23 protein-coding genes and 2 pseudogenes are annotated in these 24,500 nt (G+C 34.0%); 20 read left to right on the top strand and 5 right to left on the bottom strand.

Annotated features, from left to right (window positions below):
* The first annotated feature begins 222 nt into the window (after positions 1-222).
* The 4 genes from B7R67_RS05350 to B7R67_RS05365 all read left to right on the top strand — a co-directional run bounded on the left by B7R67_RS05350 (position 223) and on the right by B7R67_RS05365 (position 5,426).
* Entirely contained in the window at positions 223-1,956 is a 1,734-nt protein-coding gene (locus tag B7R67_RS05350; protein WP_088068262.1) for an NAD-dependent malic enzyme, read from the top strand.
* 193 nt (positions 1,957-2,149) lie between these two features.
* Positions 2,150-3,751, top strand: coding sequence for a DcuS/MalK family sensor histidine kinase (gene dcuS, locus B7R67_RS05355; protein ID WP_088068264.1), 1,602 nt, complete (start codon positions 2,150-2,152; stop codon positions 3,749-3,751).
* On the top strand, positions 3,748-4,458 hold the full coding sequence (locus tag B7R67_RS05360; RefSeq protein ID WP_088068266.1) for a response regulator: 711 nt from the start codon (positions 3,748-3,750) through the stop codon (positions 4,456-4,458). Before dcuS ends, B7R67_RS05360 begins: the two co-directional genes overlap by 4 nt.
* A 254-nt stretch (positions 4,459-4,712) precedes the next feature.
* Positions 4,713-5,426, top strand: coding sequence for a DUF421 domain-containing protein (locus B7R67_RS05365; RefSeq protein WP_088068267.1), 714 nt, complete (start codon positions 4,713-4,715; stop codon positions 5,424-5,426).
* Positions 5,427-5,629: 203 nt separating this feature from the next.
* Here B7R67_RS05365 and corA read toward each other — a convergent pair whose 3' ends face one another.
* Positions 5,630-6,571, bottom strand: coding sequence for a magnesium/cobalt transporter CorA (gene corA / locus B7R67_RS05370; protein ID WP_088068269.1), 942 nt, complete (start codon positions 6,569-6,571; stop codon positions 5,630-5,632).
* Positions 6,572-7,003: 432 nt separating this feature from the next.
* Between corA and B7R67_RS05375 the strand changes: the two genes are divergently transcribed.
* From B7R67_RS05375 to B7R67_RS05390, 4 genes are all read left to right on the top strand, one after another.
* Positions 7,004-7,333, top strand: coding sequence for a lmo0954 family membrane protein (locus B7R67_RS05375; RefSeq protein WP_088068271.1), 330 nt, complete (start codon positions 7,004-7,006; stop codon positions 7,331-7,333).
* 16 nt (positions 7,334-7,349) lie between these two features.
* Complete coding sequence (locus B7R67_RS05380; RefSeq protein WP_088068273.1) at positions 7,350-7,991, top strand: PspA/IM30 family protein; 642 nt, start codon at positions 7,350-7,352, stop codon at positions 7,989-7,991.
* 704 nt (positions 7,992-8,695) lie between these two features.
* Positions 8,696-9,343, top strand: coding sequence for a cyclic di-AMP binding protein CbpA (cbpA, locus tag B7R67_RS05385; RefSeq protein ID WP_088068275.1), 648 nt, complete (start codon positions 8,696-8,698; stop codon positions 9,341-9,343).
* A 227-nt stretch (positions 9,344-9,570) separates the two neighbouring features.
* Positions 9,571-10,134 carry a histidine phosphatase family protein gene (locus tag B7R67_RS05390; protein ID WP_088068277.1) on the top strand — a complete coding sequence of 188 codons (564 nt, stop codon included), beginning with the start codon at positions 9,571-9,573 and terminating at the stop codon, positions 10,132-10,134.
* Between the two features lie 443 nt (positions 10,135-10,577).
* On the opposite strand, the gene B7R67_RS05395 is transcribed toward B7R67_RS05390, so the two are convergent.
* Together B7R67_RS05395 and proC are read right to left on the bottom strand one after the other, a co-directional pair.
* Positions 10,578-10,793, bottom strand: coding sequence for a hypothetical protein (locus B7R67_RS05395; RefSeq protein ID WP_088068279.1), 216 nt, complete (start codon positions 10,791-10,793; stop codon positions 10,578-10,580).
* A gap of 78 nt (positions 10,794-10,871) precedes the next feature.
* Positions 10,872-11,711, bottom strand: coding sequence for a pyrroline-5-carboxylate reductase (proC, locus tag B7R67_RS05400; RefSeq protein ID WP_088068281.1), 840 nt, complete (start codon positions 11,709-11,711; stop codon positions 10,872-10,874).
* A 317-nt stretch (positions 11,712-12,028) separates the two neighbouring features.
* On the opposite strand from proC, the gene B7R67_RS05405 reads away from it, so the two are divergent.
* From B7R67_RS05405 to B7R67_RS05455, 12 genes and pseudogenes are all read left to right on the top strand, one after another.
* Positions 12,029-13,009 carry an MBL fold metallo-hydrolase gene (locus B7R67_RS05405; protein ID WP_088068284.1) on the top strand — a complete coding sequence of 327 codons (981 nt, stop codon included), beginning with the start codon at positions 12,029-12,031 and terminating at the stop codon, positions 13,007-13,009.
* Positions 13,010-13,024: 15 nt separating this feature from the next.
* Positions 13,025-13,813 (top strand): SDR family NAD(P)-dependent oxidoreductase, encoded by a 789-nt coding sequence (locus B7R67_RS05410; RefSeq protein WP_088068286.1) that lies wholly within the window; start codon positions 13,025-13,027, stop codon positions 13,811-13,813.
* Positions 13,814-14,043: 230 nt separating this feature from the next.
* Complete coding sequence (locus tag B7R67_RS05415) at positions 14,044-15,372, top strand: aspartate aminotransferase family protein (RefSeq protein ID WP_088068287.1); 1,329 nt, start codon at positions 14,044-14,046, stop codon at positions 15,370-15,372.
* Positions 15,373-15,437: 65 nt separating this feature from the next.
* Positions 15,438-16,067, top strand: a complete 630-nt coding sequence (locus tag B7R67_RS05420; RefSeq protein ID WP_235822098.1) for a CoA transferase subunit A — start codon at positions 15,438-15,440, stop codon at positions 16,065-16,067.
* Positions 16,049-16,726 (top strand): 3-oxoacid CoA-transferase subunit B, encoded by a 678-nt coding sequence (locus B7R67_RS05425; protein ID WP_088068291.1) that lies wholly within the window; start codon positions 16,049-16,051, stop codon positions 16,724-16,726. The genes B7R67_RS05420 and B7R67_RS05425 overlap by 19 nt, the downstream gene beginning before the upstream one ends.
* A gap of 16 nt (positions 16,727-16,742) precedes the next feature.
* A pseudogene (locus B7R67_RS22465) lies at positions 16,743-16,901 on the top strand (peptidase); the annotation flags it as partial.
* Positions 16,902-17,527: 626 nt separating this feature from the next.
* On the top strand, positions 17,528-18,238 hold the full coding sequence (locus tag B7R67_RS05430) for a polysaccharide deacetylase family protein (RefSeq protein ID WP_328587366.1): 711 nt from the start codon (positions 17,528-17,530) through the stop codon (positions 18,236-18,238).
* A 185-nt stretch (positions 18,239-18,423) separates the two neighbouring features.
* Positions 18,424-18,903: a PH domain-containing protein gene (locus tag B7R67_RS05435; protein WP_088068295.1), complete on the top strand. Its 480-nt coding sequence runs from the start codon at positions 18,424-18,426 to the stop codon at positions 18,901-18,903.
* Complete coding sequence (locus tag B7R67_RS05440; protein WP_158095035.1) at positions 18,893-20,311, top strand: PH domain-containing protein; 1,419 nt, start codon at positions 18,893-18,895, stop codon at positions 20,309-20,311. The genes B7R67_RS05435 and B7R67_RS05440 overlap by 11 nt, the downstream gene beginning before the upstream one ends.
* A gap of 167 nt (positions 20,312-20,478) precedes the next feature.
* The gene (locus B7R67_RS05445; RefSeq protein ID WP_407920376.1) at positions 20,479-21,918 is read left to right on the top strand and encodes an FAD-binding oxidoreductase; all 1,440 of its coding nucleotides are present in this window, start codon (positions 20,479-20,481) and stop codon (positions 21,916-21,918) included.
* A gap of 5 nt (positions 21,919-21,923) precedes the next feature.
* Positions 21,924-22,451 (top strand): MFS transporter, encoded by a 528-nt coding sequence (locus B7R67_RS05450; protein ID WP_088068301.1) that lies wholly within the window; start codon positions 21,924-21,926, stop codon positions 22,449-22,451.
* A 319-nt stretch (positions 22,452-22,770) separates the two neighbouring features.
* Positions 22,771-22,950, top strand: a complete 180-nt coding sequence (locus tag B7R67_RS05455) for a hypothetical protein (RefSeq protein WP_088068302.1) — start codon at positions 22,771-22,773, stop codon at positions 22,948-22,950.
* Positions 22,951-23,085: 135 nt separating this feature from the next.
* Here the strand turns inward: B7R67_RS05455 and B7R67_RS21870 are convergent.
* Positions 23,086-23,292, bottom strand: a pseudogene (locus B7R67_RS21870) (ABC transporter substrate-binding protein); the annotation flags it as partial.
* Positions 23,292-24,236 carry an ABC transporter substrate-binding protein gene (locus B7R67_RS05460; protein WP_088068304.1) on the bottom strand — a complete coding sequence of 315 codons (945 nt, stop codon included), beginning with the start codon at positions 24,234-24,236 and terminating at the stop codon, positions 23,292-23,294. The gene B7R67_RS05460 and the pseudogene B7R67_RS21870, both read right to left, overlap by 1 nt.
* Between the last annotated feature and the right edge of the window lie 264 nt (positions 24,237-24,500).

Below are 24,500 nucleotides of genomic sequence, written 5' to 3' on the forward strand. Positions count from 1 at the left end.
AGACGAAGTAAAATTCTATTCTGACCCTGGTCATCATGTTACTAAAGCTAAGCCAATTTGAAAATGAAACAGAAATAAAGCAGTCAGCGATTTCACTGTCTGCTTTATTTAGTTACAAAAAAGGGTCTTTTAGTTAAAAAAACTAGTGGGATAAGGAAAATTTTATTATCATGGTTGCGATATTGTCGGAATGCTATTTAAAGATAGAAAGAAGGAAACACCATGAATGAAAATGAGAATGTTATGTTAACTACAATAAAGGGAAAGGAAGTTCTTTCTAATCCTTTTTTGAATAAAGGGACTGCTTTTACGAAAGAAGAAAGAGAAAACCTTGGACTTGAAGGTTTGTTACCACCACAAGTACTCACCCTGGATGAACAAGTTAATAGGGTCTATGAACAATATTCGATGAGGACGACGAATCTGTTCAAAAACGGGCTGCTTTATGATTTATACAACCGCAATGTTGTCTTGTTTTACCGTCTTTTGAAGGAACACCTAGCAGAAATGCTTCCAATCATCTACACTCCAACTGTCGGAGATGCAATCCAGTCATACTCCCATAGCTACCGTCGCCCAGATGGTTTGTATCTTTCTATTGATGATCCTGAGGGTATTGAAAGGGCATTTACTAATCTAGGAAAGCCGAAAAATGGGATTGATTTAATCGTCGTTACCGACTCTGAAAGCATTCTTGGAATTGGGGACCAAGGGATTGGTGGGATTAATATTGCGATTGGGAAACTTGCTGTGTACACGGCTGCAGCGGGTATTGACCCTAGTCGAGTTATGCCGATCGTGCTGGATGTTGGCACGAACAATCAGGCTTTGATTGCAGATCCTATGTATATCGGTAACAAGTTCGCACGTGTCCGAGGTGATCGTTATGATCAATTCATTGATTTATTCGTTCAGACTGCAAGAAAGTTCTTTCCAGAGGTTCTCATTCACTGGGAAGACCTTGGCAACGTCAATGCGCGAAATATCTTGGACAAATACGGTGACAAAATCCTTACCTTTAACGATGACATCCAAGGAACTGGTGCTGTTACTCTTGCTGCTATAATGTCTGCTTTGAAAGTAAAGGGAGAATCATTGAAGGATCAACGCATTGTTGTCTTTGGACCAGGTGCTGCCGGTATTGGTAACGCAGACCAAATGGTAGATGCCATGGTTCTTGAAGGGTTGACTAGAGAAGAAGCCTTTGATCGTTTCTGGGCTATAGACTATCGCGGTCTACTAACAAATGAAACTCCAGATGTTCTGAACTTCCAGAAGCCTTATGTAAGAAACGTAGATGAAGTTACGGACTGGGATAAGAATGAGGAAGGGATTATTTCATTAATGGAAGTAGTTCAAAGGGTGAAGCCAACAATTTTGATTGGTACTTCTGGACAAGCAGGCGCGTTCACTGAGGAAATGATTAAAGAAATGGCTAAGCACGTGGAGCGTCCGATCATCTTGCCGATGTCCAACCCGACTGCATTAGCTGAAGCTGTGCCGGAAAATCTAATTAAGTGGACCGATGGCAAGGCTCTAATTGCAACGGGAAGCCCATTTGCCAATGTTGAATACAAAGGTGTTTCTTATGAAATTGGACAGTCAAATAACGCATTTGTATTCCCTGGCCTAGGCTTGGGAGCGATTGTAACAAAAGCTGAAGTATTCTCAAAAGAAATGTTTGCTGCAGCTGCTAATGCGGTTGCAAGAATGTCTGACACTAGTAAACTTGGAGCATCCCTTTTGCCATCAATTGAAAAGCTTGATGAAGTTTCAAAATACGTAGCGATTGAAGTAGCACATGCTGCAATACACGAAGGAATTGCGAAAGTAAATATTCAAGATGTTGAAAATGCAATTGTAGATGCTATGTGGGTACCAGAGTATAAAGTAATTAAGAGTGTGGACATTGAAGTCAAGGGGAAAGAAGCATTAACAGGTAGTCTTTCATATTAAAACAGATTTAAAATCTTAAAATATAGAAAGAGCAATCGTTTAACGTTGACTCAATCCTTATTCTTGGTGCAATTTTATGAAGATGATTTACTATAGAGACTGCAAAGCTCTTCCAGAGAGCTTCGCAGTCTCTTAGTATGTAATGGATAAACCTTATTCATACTATAATTAAGCAGATAACCTGGAGGAAACGATGAAAAAGGGAAGATTTAGTTTACAAGCCATTATTATTATTTTTGTATGCTTTGTCGTCGCTTTGTCACTTGGCATAACCGATTTGCTGATCAGTAAGAGAATTACCTCCAGTGTGGAAGAGACACAGAAGGAAAAGGTACTCAATATTGCAAAGATTGTTTCTCTTAACCCGCAAGTGATTGAGTCTCTTGAGGGGAAAACAAAATCGACAGAAGTACAAGCTTATGCAAATCAAATAAAAGATTTAACGCATGTTAATTTCGTTGTCGTCATGGATATGAAAGGAATCAGACTTTCCCACCCGGATCCCAATGAAGTGGGAAAGAGGTTCAGAGGAGGAGATGAGGGGCCAGTTCTTCGAGGGAAGGAGTACGTATCTATCTCAAAAGGGATTCTCGGTCCCTCTATGAGGGCGTTTACCCCATTAAAGAATTCAAATGGAAAACAAGTCGGCGCAGTTGCTGTAGGAATTTCAATGGAAAACGTAACAAAGGCAGTACATAAAGGCCGGATGGGAATGATGATTGGGACAATAATCGGAATATTAATCGGGGTTACCGGTGCAGTCGGCTTGGCCAGGTTTATCAAAAAAATCTTATTGGGACTCGAACCGTTCGCAATCGCAAGGCTGCTTGAAGAGAGGAGTTCCATGCTCCAGTCTGTGCGTGAGGGTATTATAGCCATTGACCAAGAAGGAAAAATTACTCTTGTAAACAGGGCAGCTCGTAAGCTTTTTAAAAAAGCCGGCCTAGAAGGGGATCCTAAAGGACTCAAGATAGAAGATTATTTGCCTGAGACCCGTTTAACCCGCATTTTACAGTCCGGAGAAACTGAGGTAGATCAGGAACAGGATCTGCATGGAGTTACAATTTTGGTAAATAGGGTACCGGTAGTAGTAGATAATCAACCAGTTGGAGCAATCGCTACATTCCGTGATAAAACGGAAGTTCAATTATTGGCCGAACAGCTCACAGGGGTGCGCAATTATGCGGATGCCCTTCGTGCCCATGCCCATGAATTCATGAATAAGATGCATGTTATTCTTGGCCTTGTCCGTACCGAACAATACGATACACTTGCCAACTATGTGTCTGAAACGGTTAACCACCGGGAAATGGAAATGGGTTTTGTAACGAAGAATGTCATGGATCCGGTTCTAGCTGGATTTTTGATTGGCAAGCTAAGCTTTGCAAGAGAATCAGGTGCATCATTATCATTTGATTGCACCACTAAGATACCCCAGCCTGTGAACCCGGAAATTACCCAAGAACTGATAACGATTATTGGAAATCTCGTCGATAATGCGATGGAAGCGATAGCGAACAGTCCTGTCAAAAAAGTTGACTTAAAGCTTGATTACGCAGAAGATATTTTAACAATTGAGGTTAAGGATACAGGTATGGGAATGACGAAAGCAATTCAAAATAAAGTATTTGATAAAGGCTTCTCCACGAAAGGAGATAACCGTGGGGTCGGACTATATTTATTAGCTCAGGCTATTGAAAGACTAGAAGGGGACCTAATTATTTCTTCTAAGCCGGAAAAGGGAACGAATTTTGCAGTGTATATACCTTATAAAGCAGAGGATGAAAAGGCATGATTAATGTAATGATTGTTGAAGACGACCCTATGGTAGCGGAAATCAATAAACGATACCTTTCTAAAATTAATGGGTTCCGTTTGACTAATATAGTCAATTCCGTTGATGATGCGATCCGCATACTTGGCAAAGAAGATATACAGCTTATACTTCTGGATATTTTTATGCCGGGCAAACAAGGATTAGAGCTTTTGACGTACCTGCGTACAAATGAACTTGAAGTAGATGTCATCATTATTTCGGCCGCATCAGATCTAGAGCGAATTAAGAAGGCATTAAGGTATGGTGTTGTCGATTATTTAATAAAGCCTTTTGAATTTGAAAGGTTCAATGCTGCCCTTGTCAACTATCAGCAAAAGACTCGGTTTACTGATAAGCTGGAAGCAGTTAGCCAACAGGAGCTCGATAATTATCTTCTTTTACACAGGGATGAAACTGCGATAATCGAAGAGCTTCCAAAAGGGTTAACAAAGGATACTTTAAAGCAAGTGTGGGAAGCGGTTCAGGAATTGAAGGAGATACCGTTTTCTACTGAAGAAGTGGCAAATGCTGTCGGTATATCGAGAGTTTCAACGAGAAAATATTTGAACTTCTTAAAGGATTTAGGAATCCTAGACGTCAAGGTAATATATGGGACAATCGGAAGACCTGTTTACCAGCATGAATATAACCAAAGTAAAGAGTACTTAATAAAAAACTTTCTGTAAGTGTTCATTGGGTGGAAAAATTCACAATCAAGTAGAAGTCGGTGGTTTCCACTTATATAAACTTCTAAAGTAATAGAAAATAGAATAAAAAATGGTAGCTCAGTTCCTATACTTGCGCTACCATTTTTTAGATTCACCATGATTCTCATCCGTGCCTAATTGTCAAAAAACATTCAAGGAAGGACTTTTGTCATTTATGTATTTTTTTAGTTTTAATGTAAAAAAATAGTTAGAAAAAGTTCAAGGTGATGATCATGACTGTGACTTTTGAAGTCATACTTAGAACACTATCAGCTTTTGTTTTACTGACTTGCATTGCACATATACTTGGAAAACAAACAATTTCTCAAATGACATATCATGACTATATTGCTTCAATTACTCTAGGATCTATTGTTGGAAATATGACTTTTAATACTTCCATACATTTCAATAACTTTATTACTGCATTAGTCATTTTTAGTGCGATTATTTTTATTGTCACGTTAATTTCATTGAAAAATAGAAATGCCAGATCTTTACTTAATGGAGAGCCAACCGTTGTAATACAAAATGGTATAATTCTTGAAAAAAACTTGGAGAAATTAAAATTTACGATGGATTCTTTAAATCAATCCTTGAGGAGAAAAGATATATTTGATATTGATGAAGTGGAATACGCTATAATTGAAGATGATGGTCAATTATCCGTATTAAAAAAACCACCCTATCGAAATGTAATTAGAAAGGATTTAGGTATCAATACACCACCACAATCATCTTTTCCGATTGAATTGATAATGGATGGTCAAATTATTGATAAAAATTTTATTGAAAATCACTTAACAAAAAGTTGGCTATTTACAGAATTAAAGCAGCGAGGATTAACTTTAACCGATGTTTCTTATTGTGTTCAAGGAACACATGGTCAGCTGTATTTTGATTTGTACAAAGATGGGATTACTTCACCGATTGATAAAGAATCATAAAACTGTTGTTTTAATTAATAAGGTTATGTATTACAAAAAAAGGATAAAAATAGCAGAAACGATATCTGTTATTTCTATCCTTTTTCTTGTACGAAAATGTTTGACATAAAGTGAAACTTTCAATAAAACTTATTTCTTTACTCATTTACTTTACAATCCTCTTTTTGTTCTTCCTATTAATTGAGAATATAATCAAACAAATCTTAGAACCAATCTTTTTTCTTGAACCATATCACTAACCCAATCACGATGATTAGCATAACTGCCCAGCAGTAATAATAACCATACTTTAATTGAAGTTCTGGGATTTGGACAAAATTCATCCCGTAAACACCGACAATGAATGTTAAGGGCATGAATACAATCGAGACAGATGTTAACATTTTCATTGTTTTATTCATTTTGTGTGAGTTCGTTGAAATATAACTTTCTCTGATATCATTAGCCATTTCCCTGTTATCTACAATGTCTTCTATTAATTTCTCTAAGTGTTCGTAGACGATTCGTAATTTTTTTGTCGTCTCTTTGTCAATTTCAACATGTGTTGAATTTAAAATACGGTAAATTAAATCTTTTGTTGGTTTAACTGTTTTTCTTAACTTTGATAATTTGCTTAGTTGTGTTTTGATTCCATCGATCATGCTTTGATCTGAATTTGATCCTAATTCATCAATCTCCTCGATGTCATCCTCAATTTTTTGGACGATTGGAAAGAAATTGTCGACAATTTCATCACAAATGAGATACAGGATTTGTTCTGGTTTCATACTTTTTATATTCTTTAATCCTTTTAGTTTGTTCCACACCATTTGTAACACACTTGACTCTTCTAAACAGAATGAAACGATGTACTTGTGGGACAAAAAGAGATCGATTTCTGCTCGTTCCATTTTCTCTTGTAATGATTGTAGGATGATAAAACGATAGCCATCGTAATAGTCCATTTTCGGTCTTTCTTTATAGCTTACACATTGCTTAATTGCTAGATCGTCGAAATGAAATTGGGATTGCAACAAGTCAATTTCTTCTGTTCTAGGTTTTTCAAAATCGACCCATACCCAGTCAATGAGTTCCGAATTTAATTCTTCTATAGATACACCGAATGCATGAGTTCCGTCTTTGTAAACAGCCATCGTATTGATCATGTCATACACTCCTTTTTTTCGTTAATTTTGTCCGAAATCAGTTTAACATAAAATTCTCCATTCGTTTTGAAAAAAAAGGAGGAAGTTTTAACGCTTTACTTCAAATGCAAAGGTCGCCAATTCGCTAAGAACAAATTAAAGAACGGACTTTGGTAGATTTGAAGTCCGTTAACTCTATCAAAAATTACCGTTATTGTTATAAAGCTTATGAATTCAGTAAGAAACCCATCTACCATTGTGTAAATGGCAGATGGAGTGTATTTCTATGGATTCGAAACTAATCTTCAAAATAATAGAAATTTGATGTGAGTTTCTTTCATTTTTTCCCTACTCTACTACTTAAGACCGATATAAAACCATTCCTCAGGCCATTATTCGGATCGTAAAACTTGTATAAGATAGGAGTATAAGTTGAAAGGAGGCGACGAGGTCATGAAAAAGTTTTTAACTTTTATCCTCGTACTAATATTAATTGGAGTTGCATTAGCGAATTTAGGTGGGTTGATTTCATTAGCAATAGGGTTACTGATTACGTATTACAGTTTTAAAAAGTTTGTAAAAACAGAATCGATCTTTAAGAAAATCATATGGACAATTATTGGATTAGTTGGATTATCGATTGCCATAAGTGGTCTTCCTTCTTTAATAGGTGTTGCAGCAGCAATTTTGCTTTACTACCTATATAAAGATTATAAAAACCAAAAAAACCTTAAAGATGATGAATTTAAAATTTACGATGAGAATTTTAACACAATAAAATAAGAGGAGTGTATTAAAAATGAAAAATTTATTTACTCGAATCAAAGAACAAATTTCAGCAGATTTACACGGTTTATTAGATGAAAAGGAAAAACAAAATCCAATTTCTCAATTAAACTACTTTATTAAACAATCAGAAGGTGAATTAGGTAAAGTAAGAGGGTTACTTGAAAGACATTATTCTTTACGTACAAAATTTCAAGTTGAACGTGAAGGAGCTCTTCAAATGATGCATAAAAGAGAAGAACAATTGAAAGTTGCAAATGAAGCTGGTGAAGAGGATCTAATTAAACGTGCTAGCGAAGATATTGAATTCTATAAAGAACAAGCTGAAAAGTTTGCATCATTAATCACGAAAACAGAAGAAGAAATTAGTTTTATGCATGAGCAAGTAAATCAAATTGAAAAAAAGTTAAAAGAGCTTCATACAAAGAAATATGATTTAATGTCACGCCAAAATATGGCACATGCTACTAAAAAAATTAATGAGACGCAACATTTACTGAATAGTAAAATGCCATCAATTGATTTTAACTATTTCGAAAAACAAATTCGTGACCTAGAATTACGAGTTCGTTCGGAATTTGACTTACAATCATTTGACTATAAAATTGAACAATTAAAAAAAGATTTAAAAAGTGAATTTAAAAAAGAAGCATAAATAATATTGGTAGGAAGAAGAGATGCTAATCTCTTCTTTCAGACTGTTGACAAACGCTCGCTTTCTTCGTTGCTTCGCCTGCCTGCGGTGCTCATTACCCGTCTAAAGGTAACTCCGCTCCTCGCCAGGCTTCGCGCCTCGAAAGACAAGCGTTTTCAACCAGTCTGAAAATCAAATAATTAGGAATTTGTCTACACTGGAAGAAGAGATGTAATCTCTTCTTTTTTGCTCTTGAAAAATGTATTTGTCAGCTTGTAATAATTCTAAATAATTTCAGTCCTACCTGCATCCTGCCTATCCTATTCTTTCCTGCCATTCCTGCTCTTAAGTCTTCCCGCATCTCCCACAGGAGTCGAGCACCCAATTCGTTCCATTTAATTTCTTCAAAGGTCAATTTGAAAACACTTTTTAAATCATTTATAAGAAAAAGCTGTATTTTAATGAAATTTTTGTCATGTATTTCAACAATCAAAAATATAGTAAAGATGTTGGTCTTTCATTATTTCAAAGAGAAAATAAAATTTTAAATTTGTTCAAAAATCAAAAAAGGTAGATTGAAAGAAAGGTCGAATTAATCTAATGAAGGCGTTAAGAATTTGTGAGAAAGGCTCTGGTGAAGTTATTTGATTGAGTAAGAAAGTGCAATAAGAATATAAAAAATTAAGAACGATAGTGAAAATATAGTTGAAAGTGGGTTTGTAAAAATGAGAATAAAAGGGAATATCGTAAAAAAACATGATGTAGTAAATTGTATGGTTTCTACTGAAGCTCAATTTGCATGGGATTTATTAAAAAAATCGAATTATCGTTGTATCCCTGTATTAAGTGAAAATAATAAAGAGTATGTAGGAAATTTATATAAAGTTGACCTAGCTGAATATCTAGTTGATCACGATTCATTACAAGGTAAAACGGTTAATGATTTCGTCCGTAAAGAATGTCCACCAATTCAAGAAGATTCACCTTTCTTTAAAGTATTTTTTACAATCAAACGTTTCCCTTATTTAGCGGTTGTAAATGATTTAAATGAGTTTGTAGGAATATTAACACATAAAACTGTATTTGAATTATTGGAAGAGGCTTGGGGACTAAAGGATGGAGGATACTCTTTAACTGTTAGTACAATGGAGCATGAAGGCGCATTAGCTAGATTGGCTAAGCTTGTAAATAAATATTGTAATCTAAAAAGCTGTATCACACTAGACAGCGATTCAGTTTATCGAAGAATTTTAATTACGCTTCCGCCAACTATTAGTGAAGATGACTACAAAAAGTTAAAAAGTGAGATCATTAGAAAAGAGTTTCATATTATGCATGAAGAAGTTTCAATGAATCACGCTAATCAAAACTAATTCATAAGACTCGGGTAAATGAATCAAAGAGATTCGGTTCAGAGTGAGTGAACTACTTTAAACGAGATGCAATTCAATTTGAATTTGCATCTTTTTTTACATAAAGAAAGAATAAAATGGAATGCGAATCATATTGTTGAAGGTTTGATTTAAAAACCTCAATTACATTTTTATCTTCATTAGAGGTACATAAATAAACTAATGCAAGTGATGATAGGAGTGGGAAGATGAATAAAGAGATATTTATTGTTAGGCATTGCGCGGCTGAAGGACAGCCATCTGAGTCAGAATTGACTGAATTAGGAATGAGGCAGTCTATCCAATTAGCTGATTTTTTCTCTGCAATTCAAATTGATCATATCATATCAAGTCCATTTTTACGCGCAATTGAATCAATTAAACCAACAAGTTTAAAGAAAGACCTTACGATTAAGATTGATGACCGTTTGTCGGAACGTATACTAAGCACTACTGATTTACCTGATTGGCTTGAAAAATTAGAAGCTACTTTTGTTGATCTAGAATTAAAATTCGAAGGTGGTGAATCAAGTCAAGAAGCGTTGAATCGTGCACTAGACGTAATCCAGGATATCCTCAATAGTGATTTTCAAAAAACAGTTATTGTAACACATGGTAATTTAATGTCCTTACTATTAATGAATTATCATAACGGTTTTGGTTTTGAAGACTGGAAAAATCTTAGTAATCCCGATGTTTTTCACTTGAAGTTCGAGAGTAGTAGAGTTGATACGAAACGTATATGGGAAGAAAGTGCTATAAAAAGTTTATAAACAAAAAGGCTGAAACGAATTGGGTGTTTGAGCCTTTTTGTTCCTTTTTTGAAAATATAGAAGTAGCTAAAAAATAAGGGCATGCAAAAAAGAGGTTCAGTAGCAACTCTTTTTCAGCGTGAGGAAATTAAATAAGGTTAAAATTAACAGTTGAAAAGTTATTTATTTCAATAAAACGATTATTTGACATGAAAATTGATTTATCATAATGGAGTACTCATGAAGTAGTTATGATAAATATAAAAATACACTTTTATATTAATAAAGAGATTGGAGCGAAAGGGTGCTCGACTCCTGTGGGAGATGCGGGAAGGCTGAGACCCCGCAGGCGTGCGAGCTCACGCCCCACGGAAAGCGAGTACCCTGTAGTGGAAGTCAACAGATCGCATCCTCATCTGATTTTATAACTGATAGATTACATATGTACGTTCTAACTAGTTCATTTAATTTTTCTTCATCGAATCGATTTTTAATAGTAGGAGAGTAGTTACTTTTTGAGGGTAGCTAAGTGGTTTGTCTTTTGCTTCTACCATTGAATTGCCAACAACATAACTGACTGTTAGAAAGCCAACAAGTAAAATGAGTGTAACGATTAAAGCAATTGTGATGAGAATACGCTTAATACTTGCTCGTAATACCCGATTGTTAGTTATTTTCATCAGAAAACTCTCCCCCTTAGGACAACACAGTTACCTGTATCATTCTATTATCTAAAGTGGAGAGTCATGACAAGCTAATTAAATTTTATTTATTTTTTCAAATTCCTCTTGGATTTCACGTGATCGTACAGTTGCTTCGATAAAACAGTTTAAAAATGAATTAGCTACTTCACGGTCCTCAAGAACGGATATTCCTGCTTGTGTAGTGCCATTTGGACTTGTTACCTTTTTTCTAAGCGTAAGTGGCGATTTATTCGTTTCTTGTATCATCGTAATTGAGCCAATTAGTGTTTGTTGAATAAATGGTTTGGCGATATCACGATGAATTCCTAGAGCCATGGCAGCTCGTTCAAACTGTTCGACTACATAGTAAATATACGCTGGACCACTACCAAATAAGCCCGTCATTGCGTGCAATTCGTCTTCTTCAACTTTTGCAACAATTCCAACTCTCTCAAATAATCTTTTTGCGATCTGTACTTTTTCAAATGGTACATCATCTGGAAAGGCAAGAGCTGTAGCTGATTTTCGAACTAAAGCTGAAGTAGTCGGCATTGCTCGTATGATATTCATATTTTCATTTCCGATTAGTTGTTTTATTGTACTAATCGAAACACCAGCAACTAAAGAAATAATTAATTGATTTTCATTTAGAAGATGTTTACTTTGTTCAAGAGCGACTGCAATATCTTTAGGTTTTATAGCTAAAAATACTACACTTGATCCAGTAATTGCTAACTGACGGTTGGGCGTAGCTAATACCCCATACTTAGTATGTAAAATATCTAAACGGTCAAGGTCCTCTCTGTTTGAGATTGCAATTTGATCGTTTTCAATATATCCACTTTCTAATAATCCAGCAATTAATGCTTCTGCAATACTGCCTGCTCCAATAAACGCAACTTTTCCTAGAAACATTACACTCACCTCACCTTTATTGTAATAGATATTTATATTAGAGAAACGTTAGCCATATTCCTTGTTGACAAGAAGCTTTTATTTATTTTATCTAAAAAATTTTGTAAAATTTTAGTTAGGAGTATGATGTAATGTAGTAATTGATGATTTTTAGAGTTGTGAAAAGCGGTATTTTATTGATTTTAATGAGTTTCGCGATAATTAGAGAAGTTCTTTAGGTATTGTTTAGAAAGAAATTTCTAAAGCATCATTGTTTGTATTTTTGAAAATGTATATTAGAATAAACTTTAAGAAGATTCAGATAAGGAGGAATAAGGATGATACCTGAAAATAAGATTCACCAAATTACTCTCCCGGTACCGTATGCTATGAATACAGTGAATGTTTTTTTAGTTGAAGGAGATTTATTGACTTTAATCGATACAGGAACAAATACACCTGAAACACTTGATACACTTAAAAGTGAATTAAAAAGAATCGGTTATCAGCTAGAAGATATTGAGCAAATCGTTTTGACGCATCATCATCCAGATCATGCAGGACTATTAGATGAGTTTAAAGAAGACGTAAAGATTTTAGGACATGAACGAAATATTCCTTATTTAACTCAGGAACAATCTTTTTTAGATTACTATTATGAATATTTTGTTGAAAACGCAATGATTTATGGTGTACCTGAAGAGTTTGTCAAAAAAATGCCACGTACGATAGAGAAAATGCCGTATACTAGTAAACGTTCATTAACTGATATTATTGGTGAAGGTGATCGAATTGATAGTTTATTTGGTTTAAAAGTACTGTATACACCTGGTCATGCAACTTCTCATATTTCTTTATATAGTGAAGATGATGGGATTGTTTTTGGAGGAGATTTATTATTAGATAAGGTTTCATCAAATCCTATTTTAGAGCCACCATTAAATGGTGAGATAGAACGTGTAAAACCATTACTTCAATATAATGATTCTTTACAAAGAATAGCTGAACTTCCAATTACAAAATTATATACTGGACACGGCGAGCCAGTTACAGATGTCAAAGGGTTAGTTGAAAGCAGGTTAGATAAGCAAAAAGCTAGAGCTGATAAAGTACTCGAGATGATTAAAAAACAACCATTAACCGCATTTGAAGTTTGCCAAATGTTATTTCCTAAAATTTATCAGAAACAGCTTTCACTTACTTTATCAGAAACAATTGGTCAACTTGACTACCTGGAAAATCTAGGTTTTATTCGTTTAAGTGAAAGAAATAATGGTATACTTGAGTATAAAACGAATGAACATTCAGTCAGTCAATAATAGAGGTGGAAATTTTTGAGGTTAAGTAACCAAACAGTTGTAATAACAGGTGCTTCTAGTGGTTTAGGTAAAGATTTAGCTTTAACTGCAGCAAAAAAAGGTGCTAATATCGTTTTGATTGCAAGAAGAGAAGCTGAACTAAAAAACTTAAAAGAAAAAATTCAAGAAGATTTTCCTGTAAAATGTCATTATTTTATTGTAGATGTGACAGATGAAAATGCAGTGTATGATGCTTTTCAACAAATAGAAGAGCAATTTGATGGAATCGATGTTTTAATAAATAATGCAGGGTATGGACTTTTTCAAACAGTTGAACAAATGTCACTTCAAGATATGAAGCAAATGTTTGATGTAAATGTTTTTGGAGTAATGAATTGTTCCAAATTGGCACTTACTTCTATGAAGCTTAAAGGAAAAGGACATATCATTAATATAGCTTCATTAGCAGGTAAGATTGCAACTTCAAAGGCTGCTGCTTATGCAGGTTCCAAACATGCTGTACTAGGATTCAGTAATGCTTTAAGGCAAGAAGTAGAGAAAGATGGAATCTTTATCACAAATGTTAATCCTGGCCCAATGGATACACCGTTCTTCGATATTGCAGATGAATCTGGGACATATGCAAAATCAGTTCGTAAAATGATGCTCGACCCAGAAAAAGTAGCATCAAAAGTTATTTCGTTAATCGGCCATAATGTGCATGAAATTGATTTACCATCTTGGATGGGATTTGGTGCAAAGATGTACTCATTATTTCCAAAAATAAGTTATTACTTTATGATGAAGTTTGGTAATAAAAAGTAGTAAAATATTAAGAATACGCAGTAAGGTCACGTATTTATACGTGGCCTTTTTATTTTGAATAAGGAAAGAATTAAATTTATTAGTGGAATTTTGTTGATTTTATTTCAGTATTTCTAGCCTATTTGTTTTCCTTGCCGTTCTGATCATCCAAATAATTTTCTCTATTCTAACCTCATCATCATTTAAATATATTTAAGTAATGAAACATAACTGAAAGATGGTGGGGTAGTATGACCAAAAGAGAGTATTTAATAAAACCACTAGTTGGCGAAAACTATCCAACAATTGATCGAGGAGAATCAATCTACTTATGGGACAAGCAAGGAAAGAAATACATTGATGGTTCTTCAGGTGCTGTAGCTGCAAGTATAGGTCATGGTGTGAAAGAAATAATTGATGAAATGGTAAAACAGGCTTCTAAAGTAGCGTTTGTATATAGATCTCAGTTTACTAGTGAACCAGCGGAATTATTAGCAGAAAAAATAGGTAAGCTTGCACCGGGAGATTTAAATTGGAGTTTTTTTGTGAATAGTGGCACGGAAGCTACTGAAACAGCTATGAAAATGGCAATACAACATTTTCAAGAAAGAGGCATTCATACGAAAACGAAAATTATTTCAAGAAGTATGAGTTACCATGGTATAACGATTGGCTCATTATCTATGTCAGGACACCCTTTTAGAAGGAAACGATTTACGAGTTTACTAGAAGATTATCCAATGGTAGAAGCTCCGTATTGTAAGCGATGTCCTTATGAATTGAAACCTGAGAATTGTGGACTGCTTTGTGCAACTGCTCTTGAGCGAACAATTCAAAAATTAGGTTCAGAGAATGTTGCTGCTTTTATAGCTGAACCGATCGTCGGTGCTGCCGGAGCTGCATTAACTCCACCTAAAGACTATTACGAAAAAATAAAAGATATTTGCGAAAAAAACGATGTGTTATTTATTGCAGATGAAGTAATGACAGGTATTGGTAGAACTGGAGAAATGTTCGGAATTAGTCATTGGAAGTGTATACCAGACATACTTGTACTCGGTAAAGGATTAGCGGCTGGTTATACACCGATTGCTGTAGCAATAGCAAGTGATCGTGTTATGAAACCAATTTTAGAAGGAAGTCGTCTCGTAATGAGTGGACATACATTTAGTGCGAATCCACTTTCTGCAAATATAGCATTGACCGTATTAAACTATGTTGAAAAAAATGGATTAGTTCAAAATGCGAAAGTACAAGGTGAGAAGATTCGATTAAAAATAAGAGAATGGCAGAAAAAATATCCTTTCATATTTGACGTTCGAGGAGAAGGGCTACTTATCGGAATTGAGCTTAATGAAGTCTTTTTTAATTTTAATAGTTTAACAAATCATGTCATTGAGGTTGCTAAAAATAAAGGGTTATTACTATATCCTGCGGTTAGTGGCCCTTACGGTAAATCTGAAAATAGTTTTTTACTTTCACCACCATTAATCATTACTGATCAACAAGTAGATGAATTATTAACCTTATTGATGCAAGTATTCAATGTGTTAAAAGAAGAGGTAAAGGGGGGAGTGTAATGGCTATTAATACTTTTGGCAAAATGATTAGTATTGAAGAAGCTTTACCATATTTTAAAGATGAAATGGTTTTGATGTTTGGTGGTTTCGGAGGAATAGGAAACCCTCCAACTTTAATAAAAGGCATTTTAGACAAGGGTGTTAAAAATCTTACACTTATTGGAAATGATACGGGCTTTCCTGATGTTGGTATTGGGCAGTTAGTGACAGCCAAAAGAGTTAAAAAAATGATTACTACTCATATTGGATCCAATCCGAATGCAGGCAAACAAATGACAGATGGTACGCTCGAAATTGAATTTAGCCCTCAAGGAACTTTTATTGAACGAGTACGTGCGGGTGGCGTAGGATTAGGTGGTGTATTAGTAGATATCGGAATTGATAGTGTCATTGATATTGATAAACAAAGAGTGACAGTCTTCGGAAAGGAATACCTAGTTGAAACACCCTTAATTTCTGATGTATCAATCGTTTATGCCAAAAAAGCAGATCCGTTTGGGAATCTAGTTTTTGATAAAAGTGCTCGGAACTCGAATCCCTATGTTGCGATGGCTGGAAATTTAACAATTGCAGAGGTGGAAGAAATTGTTCCATTAGGAGAATTAAATCCTGAGGAAATTATTGTTCCTGGTGCATTTGTAAACTATATTGTTCAATCGGAAGGAGTGAATTGGAAGTGGGTTTGGGAAAAATAAATCCTCGTGAAATGATGGCAAAACGGGCAGCTGAAGAAGTCAAGAGCGGTATGATCGTGAACCTTGGAATTGGTATTCCTTCACTTATTCCAAATTATTTACCAGATGATTGTCATGTCATGTTCCATGCTGAAAATGGTGTGTTAGGGTTAGGGCCAACGCCAAACAAAGGTGAAGAAGATGGGAATTTATGTAATGCAGCAGGATTACCAGTCACACTAATTCCAGGTTCTAGTTATTTTGATAGTAGTATCGCTTTTGCAATTATTAGAAAGGGTCTTTTGGATTTAACTGTACTTGGTGCCTTAGAAGTAAGTCAAAAGGGTGATTTAGCAAATTGGATTGTTCCTGGTAAAAGGGTACCTGGTATAGGTGGTGCGATGGACTTAGCTCAAAAATCTAAAAAAGTAATTGTATTAATGAACCATACAAATAAAAATGGTGAACCAAAAATTGTTTCAGAATGCACACTTCCTTTGACATCACCAAAATGTGTGGATTTAATCATTACGGAAATGGCAGTAATTGAAGTGAAAAAAGAAAGTGGTGAGCTTTGGTTAAATGAAGTAATGGCTCCTTATTTGATCAGTGACGTTATAGAGAAAACCGGCGCGCCACTATTTGTGAATCCTAGTGTGATTGTCCATCGTTGGGAGTGATCAAAAATGGATTTGATTATATACACAAATAAAACAAATTCCAACAATTGTATTTGGTCCCGGTGAAACAAAAGTTGCACATTACCCATATGAATACATTGATTTAGATGAATTATTTCACTGCTCGGAGGTAATTGCCTACACATTACTAGATTGGTGTGGAGTAGAAAAATGAGATCTTTTTTGAAAATAAGTGGATCGTAAACGAAAACTTTATAGCAGATAGTTGTTTTGATTATTTTAATGAACGGAATAGAGTGGATGACTATCGCGGTAACGTGAAAGCCTTACTTCCCTATATAAATAAAAGTACTTCGAACCAGTATACAAAAATAATTATAAAAACTAGAGTAGACGATTATGTAACTTTACAAGAATTGGTTTTGTAAAAGAGGCTGAGGTATATAAATATTTTCATGGAAATAATTTGAGTTTTTATACGAAATACAAGGTTAATACTAGACGAAATAGTGATGCGTGGATTGAGGAAGATGAAACTGAATGAGTGCAGCTATATACAGGTCGGCTCACAAATAATTGCTATATATTTGATAAATAGAAGATATGAATGGTTGGGTGAAAGATTTAGCATATGATCTTACTAACGAAAGATTAAGGCAGGGGTGAAACTAGGAAAAGTATTTATTTTTTTCCTAAATGCTACCCCCTGTCATTTTTTTTGCTCTAAAAAATCTGATAGACTTTTCGTATTTAGGGATACTAAATCATAAAAAAGAAAAAGTGAGGAGTATTATGAGGAAGGTATTTATATTTTTTCTTTGTTTGATTTTGTGGACCCAATTGCCTGGAAGAATACATGCTGAGCAAAAAATTCCAATTTTAATTTATCATTCCATTGATGAATTTATGGGACATGGTGTGATTGATTTATATGTATCTCCAGAGAACTTTGAGAAACAAATGATTTATTTACGTAATCATGGTTTTACGCCTCTAACATTTGAGCAATGGGGAGATCGTAATAAAGTAAAGAAACCGATCTTTATAACCTTAGATGATGGATATAAAAACAATTTAAATGCATTTAAAATCTTTCAAAAGTTAAAAACTGATCAATTTAAACCAAAGGCAACTATTTTTGCGATATCAGACTATATTGGGTGGCCAGATCGTTTATCTAGTGCTGATTTAAAAAAGATGTCAGATTCAGGATTGTTTTCGATCCAATCGCATACTGCTACCCATCCTGATTTAAGAAAAATAGAAGATTTTACACATGAATTAAAGGGTTCAAGAGATAAAATTCAATCAATCACAGCAAAACCTGTTATTACATTAGCTTACCCATATAGTTATTATAATGATAAAGTAATAGAAGAAACGAAGAAATACTATTCCTTTGCAGTAACAACTAATCCAAAATATTTTACTGAAAAAGGTAGTAAAAATGAAAACTATCTTTTACCTAGAATTTATATAAAGTATTCTACTTCAATGGAAAAATTTGCAGAGATTGTAGAAGGACAAGCTAAGGTAATTGAAGGTATGTGAAAGAGCAGGAGAGGCAGGGAAAGCAGGGGATTTCACCTTGAACCTGCCTTTCCTTTTTCCTGCACTTAAAGTGTGGGAGAAATTACCTTTTTTTCTAAATGTCGACAAATAGTAGGTTTGTGAAAAGAATGTCTCATGTTATGATATACTATGTAATAGATTTTTGAGATAGAAAAGGTGATTAAATGAGATCAGTTCCATCACAAAGACCATCTCTAAAGATGAGGTCTGTATGGAGAATTACATCACTACTTAGTAGTCTCTCTCTAGTTGCAATACCATTTATCTATTATTTTCTTATGAGACATTTTTCACTTTCATTTATCATTTTAATGATTATTTCAGGTGTCGTTTTAGCGTTAATCCTTTTATTAACATTATTTTTACCTACACTAAAATTGAAATATACTGCATATGAAATTTACGAAAATGAGTTAGAAATTCAAAAAGGAATTTTTGTTATTAAACGTATCGTTATTCCTATGGTCAGAGTTCAACACGTAACGACGGAAGTAGGACCTTTGCTACGACGTTACGGTTTATCTACAGTGAATATTTCCACGGCTGCTACTACACATAAAATCGAAGGACTAGAACACCACGTTGCTGAGAAGCTTAGAGATAAAATTATCTATTTGGCAAGGATAAGTGATGATGATGTTTGAGCCGAAGCGACAACATCCAGCATATATTCTTTCCGTTTTTTTAGAGCAAATAAAAAACATTATTATCCCACTGATCATTCTGTTAGTTTCTGGTGGAAAAGGATCGATGTTCCAATATTTGTTTGCTATCTTGCTAGTGGTACTTCCAGTTGCTTCTGCGATTATAAAATGGTATCGCTTTACCTATTATGTAACTGAAGATGAATTTCGCATTCGTTCAGGATTATTTGTAATTGAAAATACATTTATCCAAAAAGAACGAATTCAATCGATTTCAATTAATGCTGGATTTATCCAACAGTTTTTTAATGTGGTTAGTGTAAGAATTGAAACAGCAGGTGGAAAGAAGGCTGAAGGTATATTAAATGCAATACCAAAGGATGAGGCACTTGCATTAAAAAATGAAATATTAAATTCTAAAAAGAAAAAAGTAGAATCGGTTGTAACTGAAGAAAATAGTGTACAAGTAGATTCTTCCATTGATATTAGTTTGACGATTGAAACGAAAAAACTTTTTTTAGCTGGTATTACTTCATTTGAGGTTGGAATTGCTTTTGCCGTTTTAGCTTCATTATTTTCTCAGATTGAGGATTTGTTACCTCATAGTTTATATGTGGCAATTTATAACCAAATTACAACCTTCACTTATATGATGTATTTCATCGCATTTTTAGGTTCTTTATTACTAGCTTTAATCTTTTCTACAATAAGATATATCTTAAAATTTGCAAATTTTACTGTCCAAAGAAGAGATAATCGGATTATTATTTCGAGAGGTTTATTTGAAAAAAATGAATTCACGGTTTCGATTAAACGAATTCAAGGTGTTGTCGTTAAAGAAGGGTTGCTTCGTCAATTGTTTGGATACGCAACGATTTATGTTGAGGCTGTTGGAATGGGGGATAAGCAGGAACAAGGAAGACATGTTCTTCATCCTTTTATTAAAACGAAGGACGTTCAGTTATTCTTAAAAAACTTCATTCCTTCTATTCATTACGATGAAATTTCAAAACGTGCACCAAAAAGAGCTCGTAAAACGTATTATATAAGAATGATTTTAACCTTTCTTTTAATAGCGAGTGGAATTGTATTACTACCTTTTGTTCAATTCTGGGCATATGGAATTGTATTAATTGGTATTTTTATAGCAGAATTAGCCTATAGAAATGCGGGTTATACTTTATTAGACCGAACTGTCATTCTTCAATCTGGTTACTTTTCGAGAACTACGGCAATTTTACCTAAAGAAAGAATTCAAGTACTAATAGGTGAACAAAGTTTCTTTCAAAAAAGAGCAAGACTTAAATCGATTTATATCACAATTTTATCAAGTCAGTATGGACATACTTATCAAGTTCGACATTTAGATGAAAAAGATGTTAATCGGATGATCGGGTGGTTTAGTTAATCAAAAAAGACGTGCATACCTTATTGTAATCACGTATCAGTGTATAGACAAAGTCCTATTTATCTGATAATCAGACTGATTGAAAACGCTTGTCAACAGTCTGAGACGTGCATACATTATTGTAATCACGTCTTTTTTATGTTCATTTATTTTAGGAGGTAATGGATTTGGGGAAAAAAATAATTGTAGGAATACTCCTTTTAACGGTGTTTTTTACAGTTTTTCATACGCTTTGGAATAAACCAGCTCCATTAAAGTCAGGTATGATCGATGATGTTGGACATCTTTTACCAACTAAAATTGATCGTGTAGTAAAAGGTGAAGAGGTTGAACAGTTAGAGAAAATCGTAATGAATGCGAAAAAGCAAGGTAAGACAGTCTCAATTGCAGGTCAACGACATAGTCAAGGGGGGCATACATATTATAAAGATGGGGTCGTAATTGATTTAAAATCTTTTAATAAGGTGAAAAAAGTGGATCCTGTCCACAAAACGGTCATCGTTGAAAGCGGTGCAACTTGGGGAGATATTCAAAAAGCAATTAATCCTTATAATCTAGCATTAAAAGTAACTCAGTCTCAAGAAATATTTTCAGTTGGTGGTTCATTAAGTGTAAACGCACATGGACGTGATATTCGAAATCATTCTTTAGCGAGCACAGTTAATTGGTTTACATTACTAACTCCTGAAGGAAAAGTGATTAAGATAAGTCGAACTGAAAATAGTGATTTATTTTCTTATGTATTAGGCGGTTATGGATTATTTGGCGTTATTTTAGAAGTAGAACTTCAATTGACAAATAATGAATTATACAAAGTTGAAACAAAAACACTGGATACTAATCAGTATCCAGATTATTTTAAAAAGAATGTTTTAGGTAATAAAGATGCCAAAATGCACATTGGAAGAATATCTGTTGCTCCAGATCATTTTTTAGATCAAGTTTATGCCATTAATTATATGGATACAACTCGTAAAATATCAGATTCAGATAAAACATTGAAGGAAGATCATTCTTCTTTTTTACCGAAGCTCGCATTAGGAATGTCTAGAACATCAGATATCGGGAAAGATGTTTTTTGGAAGTTGCAATATCAATTTATTCATTCTATTAATGGAAACTATGAAACTCGCAATAATGTAATGCGTTCCGAAAGTAAATTTATGGAGTTTGGTGATCGCCAAGATACGCAGGTGTTACAAGAGTTTTTCGTACCAGTACATGAATTTGTTCCTTATATTGACGACGTAAGAGACTATTTACAATATGAAAATGATTTAAATGTTTTAAATATAACAATTCGTTATGTCGAAAAAGATGATGAAACAGTCATGAATTATGCGAAAGAAGATATGTTTGCTTTTGTTGTTTTAATTCAGCATGGAAGGGATAAGGAATCGATTCAATCCGCAACAAAAGCCATTCAGAAATGGACAGACATAACAATTGATCATCATGGAACGTACTATTTACCTTATTATCCTTATCAGTCAAAGGAGGAAATGTTAAAAGCATATCCTAGAACGGAAGAGTTTTTTAAAAAGAAGAGAGAATTCGATCCAGATAAAGTATTTATGAATACTTTTTATGAAAACTATGGGGAGTAATAAGGATGAATCGTTTTTTAATCGCTTTACTAAGTGTAATTGGATTTGGTAGTTCGTTAGTCTTTCCTTATTATGTGCTCTTTTTAAGGAATATTGGGGATACATATGATGTATTTAGTTTATTGTATGGATTGTTTTCATTAAGTTTAAGTGTAGTAGTTTATTTTGGCGGTCGATTTGCTGATCGCTTCTCTCCGTATGGATTAATGATGCTACATTCTTTATTTTGTAGTTTATTGTTCTTTTCATTACCGGTGATCGAAAATATTAAATTGGTCTATATTGGGCAAGTTTTATTTGGTGGATTTACTGCTTTGTTCAAAATCGCTGAAAAAAAACTATTTCTGAATGCATCATCAGATTTCTATAGGAGTTATTTATTTTGGACGTCATTCGTGACAGCTTTATGCATTATTGGTGTAGGTATACTTTTTGATTCAATCGATATTCAATTTATGTTTCAATTTGCAGCATGGCTATTCTTAATTAGTACAATTGGTCTCGGTTATAAAATGATAAAAAGTAAAAACTAGACGATATACTAAAATTTATTTTCAAAGAACAATCAACACAACAATGTTTTGTTTGCTACACTTAGCCTCCCAATCAATAAAATTGAATGATGGTTTATTCATTACTAAAAAGGCGTTTTGATGAAGCTCTATGATGAATCATCTAGACTCATCAATCATTATATACGGATTATTTAAAATGGATTTATAAAAAGATACAATAAATTTAAATTTGTATATTGTTAAAGTAACGAAACAATGTTATATTAACTTTACGCTAAATAATGTAATTCATGATGACAATCATTATTTTATTTTACTTAAAGGAGGGAATGACCTTATGAGACATGAAGAAGCAGTTGGTATTTTTTATGGTGCTTTTGTAATTTTAGGATTAACGATTGGGTTAGGTGTAGGTTATTTTACATCCCATTTAATCGCTGGTGGATTTATTGGTTTTGGTATTGGAATAGGTTTAGGTCTATTGAGTAACGCAATTCTATACATTAATAAAGATTAGTTTAAATTCTTGGAAAACTCTTGTCCTCATTGCTTTGCATGTCAGTTGTGTACATTACCGTTTCTGTGCTCCTCAACTGACTTTGGGTTCTGAAAAACAGGTGTTTTCTAATCGTCTAAACTAAGAGGATAAACATTCGGTTCGTAAAAAACTTTCCTTTGCAATAAATGCTGTGTATGGAACTTTTCCAGACTCTAGACCAAATGATGCAACGATTTTACCTTTACCTTCTTTTTCCATAATACTAGCTGTCGGCTCAAATAATTGAACATATTCACCAGTACCTGATGCATATGCATTCGCTATATTTGCGAAGTCAATATTTTGAATAAGGTTTAAATCTAAAATTTTGGCAATTCTCCTGCATTTTTCATTATTGTTTGAAGATTATTCCACTCATCTTCATCTAAAATTGGATTTGTTGCGTAAGAGTTTTGCGATTTATATCGATCAATTACTTTTATTGAAATATCTAAAGGTGTGTCTTTAAAGAATGGTGCTACACTTTTTGCAATTTCTTCTGCTGAATGTGAATCAACCCATTGCTGAGCTTCATAAATAGCATCTGTAAATTTTTGTGCTGTTTTTGCATTTTTCTTTAAAAAACTTTCCTTTGCAATAAATGCTGTGTATGGAACTTTTCCAGACTCTAGACCAAATGATGCAACGATTTTACCTTTACCTTCTTTTTCCATAATACTAGCTGTCGGCTCAAATAATTGAACATATTCACCAGTACCTGATGCATATGCATTCGCTATATTTGCGAAGTCAATATTTTGAATAAGGTTTAAATCTTTATGAGGATTTATCCCATGTTTACTCAACACATATTCGCCAACCATTTGTGGCATGCCACCTTTACGCTGACCTAAAAATGTTTTGCCTTTAAGTTGATCCCAACTAAATGGCCCAGTTTGATTCCTTGCAACTAAAAACGTTCCATCAGTTTGAGTTAGTTGTGCAAAGCTTTTTACTGGATCATTTGCTCCTTGAGAGTAAACATAAATTGTTGTTTCTGGTCCTACCAATCCGATATCAGTACCGCCAGAAAGAACTGCAGTCATCGTTTTATCTCCGCCAAAAGTAGTTGTTAATTCAACGTCCAATCCATGCTTTTTAAATATACCTTCACTAATCGCAACGTATTCAGGAGCATAAAATAGTGAGCGTGTAACTTCCGCAACTCTAACCTTTGTATTACCATTTTTAGTTGTATCTTTTGAACAAGCTCCTAAAATAGAAGCAACTAATAAAAATAAAACAACTAACCATTTAATTTTCATTAAATCCCTCCTAGGTAAAAATATACAATTAGCCTATGCGGGAGGAGAAAATGGGTGAATGCGGAGTTCATAAAGGACTTTTGGCTAGACAAAAAAAGAGCTGCTTAATATAAGCAACTCTTTTTGATTTATATGATTATTTTAATGGTCCGCCAAGTTCAGCTAATTGAGCGTCGAAGCCTTCGAATTTTTTGAAGTTTTCTTTGAATTTAGAAACTAATTCTTGAGCTTTTTGATCATAAGCTGCTTTATCTTCCCAAGTTG

The organism is Gottfriedia luciferensis, from assembly GCF_002156865.1.
Classification (GTDB): Bacteria; Bacillota; Bacilli; order Bacillales; family Bacillaceae_G; genus Gottfriedia; species Gottfriedia luciferensis.

Coding starts and splice junctions, on each gene's coding strand:
- B7R67_RS05350 (WP_088068262.1), top strand. CDS start 223: ATGAATGAAAATGAGAATGTTATGTTAACTACAATAAAGGGAAAGGAA.
- dcuS (WP_088068264.1), top strand. CDS start 2,150: ATGAAAAAGGGAAGATTTAGTTTACAAGCCATTATTATTATTTTTGTA.
- B7R67_RS05360 (WP_088068266.1), top strand. CDS start 3,748: ATGATTAATGTAATGATTGTTGAAGACGACCCTATGGTAGCGGAAATC.
- B7R67_RS05365 (WP_088068267.1), top strand. CDS start 4,713: ATGACTGTGACTTTTGAAGTCATACTTAGAACACTATCAGCTTTTGTT.
- corA (WP_088068269.1), bottom strand. CDS start 6,571: ATGATCAATACGATGGCTGTTTACAAAGACGGAACTCATGCATTCGGT.
- B7R67_RS05375 (WP_088068271.1), top strand. CDS start 7,004: ATGAAAAAGTTTTTAACTTTTATCCTCGTACTAATATTAATTGGAGTT.
- B7R67_RS05380 (WP_088068273.1), top strand. CDS start 7,350: ATGAAAAATTTATTTACTCGAATCAAAGAACAAATTTCAGCAGATTTA.
- cbpA (WP_088068275.1), top strand. CDS start 8,696: ATGAGAATAAAAGGGAATATCGTAAAAAAACATGATGTAGTAAATTGT.
- B7R67_RS05390 (WP_088068277.1), top strand. CDS start 9,571: ATGAATAAAGAGATATTTATTGTTAGGCATTGCGCGGCTGAAGGACAG.
- B7R67_RS05395 (WP_088068279.1), bottom strand. CDS start 10,793: ATGAAAATAACTAACAATCGGGTATTACGAGCAAGTATTAAGCGTATT.
- proC (WP_088068281.1), bottom strand. CDS start 11,711: ATGTTTCTAGGAAAAGTTGCGTTTATTGGAGCAGGCAGTATTGCAGAA.
- B7R67_RS05405 (WP_088068284.1), top strand. CDS start 12,029: ATGATACCTGAAAATAAGATTCACCAAATTACTCTCCCGGTACCGTAT.
- B7R67_RS05415 (WP_088068287.1), top strand. CDS start 14,044: ATGACCAAAAGAGAGTATTTAATAAAACCACTAGTTGGCGAAAACTAT.
- B7R67_RS05420 (WP_235822098.1), top strand. CDS start 15,438: ATGGTTTTGATGTTTGGTGGTTTCGGAGGAATAGGAAACCCTCCAACT.
- B7R67_RS05435 (WP_088068295.1), top strand. CDS start 18,424: ATGAGATCAGTTCCATCACAAAGACCATCTCTAAAGATGAGGTCTGTA.
- B7R67_RS05440 (WP_158095035.1), top strand. CDS start 18,893: ATGATGTTTGAGCCGAAGCGACAACATCCAGCATATATTCTTTCCGTT.
- B7R67_RS05450 (WP_088068301.1), top strand. CDS start 21,924: ATGAATCGTTTTTTAATCGCTTTACTAAGTGTAATTGGATTTGGTAGT.
- B7R67_RS05455 (WP_088068302.1), top strand. CDS start 22,771: ATGAGACATGAAGAAGCAGTTGGTATTTTTTATGGTGCTTTTGTAATT.
- B7R67_RS05460 (WP_088068304.1), bottom strand. CDS start 24,236: ATGAAAATTAAATGGTTAGTTGTTTTATTTTTATTAGTTGCTTCTATT.